The 5,413-nt window shown below is 48.2% G+C and carries 7 protein-coding genes, 1 tRNA gene and 1 pseudogene; 3 read left to right on the top strand and 6 right to left on the bottom strand.

The genetic code is table 11. The annotated features are described in order from the left end of the window. Window positions 1-180: 180 nt before the first annotated feature. The 3 genes from JU82_RS03480 (at window position 181) to JU82_RS03470 (ending at window position 1,719) form a co-directional block, all read left to right on the top strand. Window positions 181-975: an MBL fold metallo-hydrolase gene (locus JU82_RS03480; protein WP_294892087.1), complete on the top strand. Its 795-nt coding sequence runs from the start codon at window positions 181-183 to the stop codon at window positions 973-975. Window positions 976-1,000: 25 nt separating this feature from the next. Next, entirely contained in the window at window positions 1,001-1,570 is a 570-nt protein-coding gene (locus JU82_RS03475; protein WP_037946514.1) for an alkylphosphonate utilization protein, read from the top strand. A gap of 72 nt (window positions 1,571-1,642) precedes the next feature. Continuing rightward, window positions 1,643-1,719: transfer RNA gene (locus JU82_RS03470), tRNA-Arg, on the top strand. Between the two features lie 6 nt (window positions 1,720-1,725). Here the strand turns inward: JU82_RS03470 and JU82_RS03465 are convergent. From JU82_RS03465 to JU82_RS03445, 6 genes and pseudogenes are all read right to left on the bottom strand, one after another. Continuing rightward, window positions 1,726-1,980, bottom strand: a complete 255-nt coding sequence (locus JU82_RS03465; RefSeq protein ID WP_037946513.1) for a hypothetical protein — start codon at window positions 1,978-1,980, stop codon at window positions 1,726-1,728. A gap of 33 nt (window positions 1,981-2,013) precedes the next feature. Then, entirely contained in the window at window positions 2,014-2,601 is a 588-nt protein-coding gene (locus tag JU82_RS03460) for a ParA family protein (RefSeq protein WP_037946511.1), read from the bottom strand. Window positions 2,602-2,743: 142 nt separating this feature from the next. Beyond that, the gene (locus JU82_RS03455; protein ID WP_037946508.1) at window positions 2,744-2,986 is read right to left on the bottom strand and encodes a hypothetical protein; all 243 of its coding nucleotides are present in this window, start codon (window positions 2,984-2,986) and stop codon (window positions 2,744-2,746) included. Between the two features lie 133 nt (window positions 2,987-3,119). Continuing rightward, a complete protein-coding gene (rd, locus tag JU82_RS11680; protein WP_294892086.1) occupies window positions 3,120-3,284 on the bottom strand; it encodes a rubredoxin in 165 nt (54 codons plus the stop codon). A gap of 13 nt (window positions 3,285-3,297) precedes the next feature. Beyond that, window positions 3,298-4,158, bottom strand: a complete 861-nt coding sequence (locus JU82_RS03450) for a thiamine pyrophosphate-dependent enzyme (protein WP_037946507.1) — start codon at window positions 4,156-4,158, stop codon at window positions 3,298-3,300. Then, window positions 4,155-5,413 (bottom strand): annotated as a pseudogene (locus JU82_RS03445) (2-oxoacid:acceptor oxidoreductase subunit alpha); the annotation flags it as partial. The pseudogene JU82_RS03445 and the gene JU82_RS03450, both read right to left, overlap by 4 nt.

Genomic DNA, 5,413 nt, shown 5'->3' with positions numbered 1-5,413 from the left:
AAAATAAACTATGTCAAGAGGTATTCAAAAGAATTTGCAAGAAATTTTCCATTTGTTTCGACATTCATTCTACGCTATATATAATAGAAGAAAATAACGCTATTTTCCCGTTTTGACTTAAGTGTTCAATTAACAATAAATATACTATAATCAACACAATACAATGATGCGTGGGTATAAATGGATTACATCGAATTTTTGGGGACCGGCGGAACGCGTACACCGACACAGGGAACAACCTGTTTACGTGTCTCAAAACATTGCGTTATTGATGCCGGGAATTTGATCAATACATTAAAAAATGATGTTTTTGCCATCGAGCATGTTTTTTTGACCCATTCGCATCTTGACCACATTATCGACATCCCTTTTCTGGCCGATCTGTTTGTGACACAGAAAAAAGGACCGCTGAAGATCTATGGCCTTAAAGCCACCCTTGATGATCTGCGCCGTTTTATCTTTAATGACCGCATCTGGCCCAATTTTGAGCAGATTACTCTTATCGGGCACACAGACAAAACACTTGAATTCATCGAAATTGAACCTGAAACGATCTATTTCATCGACGACATAACCCTTATGCCGTTTAAAACCGATCATACGGACGGCAGCTGCGGTTACCTAATCGAACAAAAAGGCAAGGGGATACTTTTTACTGCCGATACGTACCGCTGCAACCGCATCTGGGAACTATTGGATCAAAACCCCCATATCCATTCGCTCATTATTGAGGTATCTTATCCGTCTGCCTTTGACAAACTAGCCCGCGACAGCAAACATCTCACATCCGCCCTTCTTGCCGAGGAACTGCAAAAATGCCGCCGAAACAATTTTCGCCTTTACACCATGCATGTCAAAGCCCTCTTTTTTTCCACCATCATCGATGAACTTACTTCCATGAAACTGCTCAAAAACGGCGGGAAAGTTCTGACTGACGGAGACCGACTCGAATTTGCGCCACCAAATGCGCTATAATGGCACTTTTAATAAAGGTGACAGTATGAGTATTGAACAAACATTGAAAGAACGCAGCAACGGCGTCTGCGAGCTCTGCGGCGCGAACGAAAACCTGAGCGTATTCGACGTTGCCCCATCAGACGGCTCGGCTGACAAAGCCGTCTACCTTTGCGGAACGTGCCGCGATCAGATCGAAAATCCCGCCAATCTGGATGCCGATCACTGGCGCTGCCTAAGCGACAGCATGTGGAGCCAAACCCCTGCCGTGCAGGTTATGGCATACCGCCTTCTCAGCGCACTCGGCGAACAAGACCAGCTTGATATGCTCTATCTTGAAGACGACGTCAAAGCATGGGCGGATGCCGGCTCATTGAAAAGTGCCGCAGTTGAGGAAGGGGGAGCCGTCGTTCACCGTGACAGCAACGGAACCATTTTGAACGAAGGAGACACCGTCACTCTAATCAAAGACCTTGAGGTCAAAGGGGCCGGTTTCACCGCCAAGCGAGGAACTATTGTCAAAAATATCCGCCTCACGGACGATCCTAAATTCATTGAAGGCAAAATAAACGGCTCGACGATCGTACTCGTCGCTGCATATATGAAAAAAGCCTGAGTATTTGAAAGACTAAGGTACTTTAGAGTATTCTTTCGTTTCTTTTTCGGGGAGTTTCCCCGAATCCGTCATGCGTTCGTAGCTCAGCTGGATAGAGCACTGGTTTCCGGTACCAGGGGTCAGGGGTTCGAATCCCTTCGGGCGCACCACTTCTTTTATATCATTCCCATTTCTTTAAGCGCTCTGCGAATAGCCCCCGCTATCGATTCTCCCGTCCGATCGGCATACTGATCTATTTTTTCTTTTTCCGCTTTTGTCAGGGTCAAAAAAACTTTTTCACTTTGTTTGGTCTCATCATTTTTTTTCGGCCGGCCGCCGGGATGCTTCGCCGTTTGAATGGCTACGTGTGTTGAGAGTTCCCGCTGGGTAACCCGCTTGGCAAACTTGTTTTCCGGTTGGTTCTTTTCCATTTTAACTACCTTTTAAACTGTAAATAACTGTTATCAGATTTTATATTCCCGGATTTTCTCATGCAGATCCCGGATAAGATTGGCACTTTTGCGATACGCGTACGCTTTGATGCCACCCTGATTGGAAAGATCGAGTATAGAGCAGTTCTCGTTGATCGCCGTCTGCAATGCCACGCTCATCGGCAAGGCGAACATTTCGACCTCAAATCCGAGCGTTTCGTCAAAAACAAATTTAGCATCGTTGATGTCGTTCTCTTTTTGGCTCATGTTGGGAACCAGCAATATCGGTTTGTTCATCGGTGCGACACGCACCAGCGTATCGACGGTCCCCTGAATCGTTTCCAGTGTCGGGATAAAAGGGATGATGACCAGATCCGAATAGGCAACCGCCTGATCGAGTTTAACGTCGTCAAATCCCCCGAAATCAAAAATCGTCGCCTGCTCGGGCTGAGCCAATTGTTTTTCCTGTATTTCGATTTTCTCTACCTGCTCGGGCAAACGATCCGCAAGGGAGCCATAGGGATCGACTTCGCATCCGCGAAAGCCGAATCCGGTAATGAGCTGATGAGCGATCATCGATTTGCCCACTCCCCCTTTGAAATTGACGATGGTGATGTTCATACTTTTCCTTGCAATAAATAACTGTTAATTGCAGTATTTTACTAATAAAAACAGTTAATGTCAAGTTTTGAACTGTAAATAACTTATATTGATGCAGCGTTTTAGTAATCAGAGAATTGAGAAAAACGGAAAAGAGGCACTATCAGGCGAGCGAGAAATCTTCTTTATACAAAATATGTGCGGCGGTCTGCTTGAACGCTTCCATTTCGCTAAAAACGAAATCCAATGCCATATTCTGCTTATCGCTGATTTCAAGGCAGCTTAAGATTTCACGCATCGACATTTTTGCGCGTTTGGCAACGATAAGATGATCGACCGAAAGGTTTTTTAGTCTAGCAAGTAGTTTTTCCTGTTTCTCATGAAGTTCGTTCTGGAAACTTGACATGACATCTCCTTTATAACGGCAATGGTGACATACAGAAGCTACTATTATGTTACAACGATACTTGTATTATATTTAACAAATAAAATTATATTTTAGCGGCACGGCAATAGCTCTCAGGTCTCTCCGATAACCGTTATTCGAATACTTCGCTGAAATCCTCTTTACCGACGCTACAGACGGGACACACCCAATCTTCAGGCAGATCCTCGAAAGGCGTGCCGGGAGGAATGCCGGTATCCGGGTCTCCCAGCGCTGGGTCATATATATATCCGCATACATTGCACTCAAATTTTTTCATCTTCCGCTCCTTGTTAAATATATTTGTCCATCTCGCCGCTGAGTAAGCGATAATCGACGCGATGCGTGTATAACGGCGCATCACTCAGAGCGCTCTCATTCCTCAACATCTCTTCCAGCGTGCTTTTAGGCGGGCTTTTGTAAATCACTCCGATCGGAAAAGGATGACTTTCCAGTGATTTTTCAAATGCCTTTACTTTGTCGGTCGGGTCATACGTAGTGGGCAACTCGTAACTATTCTCTTTGAACCACTTGAACGTATTGGTTTTGTTGAAGGTGACGCACGGCTGGAAAATATCGATCAAAATATACCCTTTGTGTGCGAGGGCAATTTTGAGCATCGCTTTACAGTGTTCTTTGTTCCCCGAAAACGTTCGGATAACCAGCGATGCATCAAGCGAAATCGCCGTCGCTATCGGATTAAAAGGCTCCGTATGAACTCCTTCAACCTGTACGGGGGTTTTAAATCCCCGTGCGGAAGTGGGAGACGCCTGCCCTTTGGTCAGACCGTAGACCATGTTGTTATGCACGACATTGACGATCCCGGCATTTCTGCGGATTGCCGCCATGAAGTGGTTTCCCCCTTCGCCGTACATATCGCCATCTCCCCCTTCGGCGATGACCGTTAAAGAGGGGTTGGCTACTTTCAATCCCTGCGCAACGCTCAAAGCTCGTCCGTGGAGGCCGTTGAACATATTGACGCTCATGTATTGAGGCGTTTTAGCGGCTTGGCCTATTCCCGAAACGATGACGCTTTGAATCGGATCCAGCCCCATCTCCTCCAATGCCTCTTTTAAAAGCAGCAAAATGGAAAAATTTCCGCATCCAGGACACCATGCGTTATCCTCTACGATTCTGTCAAAGCGTGTACTCATCGTATCTCCTTTAGCAATGCCGCGAGCTTTTCCGCCAACTCGTCTACAAAAAACGGAAGGCCGTCGTGTTTGAGTATCTGATCGTGTACGGCAACTCCGTTAAGACGTAGCAACTTGGCGAACTGCCCCGTCGCGTTATTTTCGACGACGATGGTATGTTCGGCCTTGCGCAGCGGTGCCAGCTGAGAAGCGCACAGCGGATGAACCCATGAAAAATGAACACTTGCTACCCTCTCATCCCTCAGCCTTTTGACCGATTCACAGATGATATGTTTCGTGCTTCCCCATCCAACAACGGCTATGTTGCCTTCGCCGTCGATTTCGGGGGCAAGCGCTTCGGAGCGGATCGATTCGGCTTTCCGCAGCCTTTTGCCATGTTGCTCGTTGCGTACATGCATGCTTTCGGTAATCAGCCCTTCTTCGGTATGTTCGTCCGAATCGATCAGCACCAGTCCCTCGCCGTATCCGGGCACCCCCCGCGGGCTGATTCCCTCTTGTGTGAGACGATAGCGTTTATAGCCCATTTCGGTTTGTACGATATGGCGAAGCGGTTGTTTCCCGTCGATGCGGAACCGCTCGATACTAAAAGAGCTGTCCGCCAAATACTGATCGCTCATCACGATCACCGGAGTCTGGTATGTGTCGGCAAGATCAAACGCCTTGCGGGTAAGGTCGAAACACTCTTTCGGATCACCCGGTGCCAGCACGATCCGCGGGAACTCCCCGTGACCCGAATAAAGAGCCAACTCCAGATCACCTTGTTCCGTGCGTGTCGGAAGACCCGTTGCAGGTCCGGGCCGCTGGGCCAGATAAACGACCATCGGCGTTTCGCTCATTCCCGAGAGGCTTAATCCCTCGCCCATCAGGGCGAACCCGCCGCCACTCGTCGTGCTCATCGCCGCTCCGCCGCCGTACCACGCTCCCAGCCCCATCTGAAACGCGGCAATCTCGTCTTCGGCCTGCTCGACGCAGATACCGAATGTCCGGCTGTGTTTGGCCAAAAAAGTCAACACCCCCGTCGAAGGGCTCATCGGATAACTGCTGATAAAATTACACCCCCCCGCAATCGCTCCGAATCCGATCCCTTCCGTGCCGCTCAAAAAAAAGTCGGCGGCAGCTCTCGAAGAAGGATGAGGCTCTATGCAGTATCGGCAGTTCCCGCTCTTGTGCGCCAGTTTGGCTCCGACGGTCAGCGCCTGAAGATTCCAGTCCCGCAATTGGTCGCTATATGATTCGGTTACGATCTCCCTCAGTA

This window comes from Sulfuricurvum sp. MLSB (assembly GCF_000747095.1).
Classification (GTDB): Bacteria; Campylobacterota; Campylobacteria; order Campylobacterales; family Sulfurimonadaceae; genus Sulfuricurvum.
Note: the sequence above shows the minus strand (reverse complement) of the source record. Positions and strands in the feature narration are given on the sequence as shown.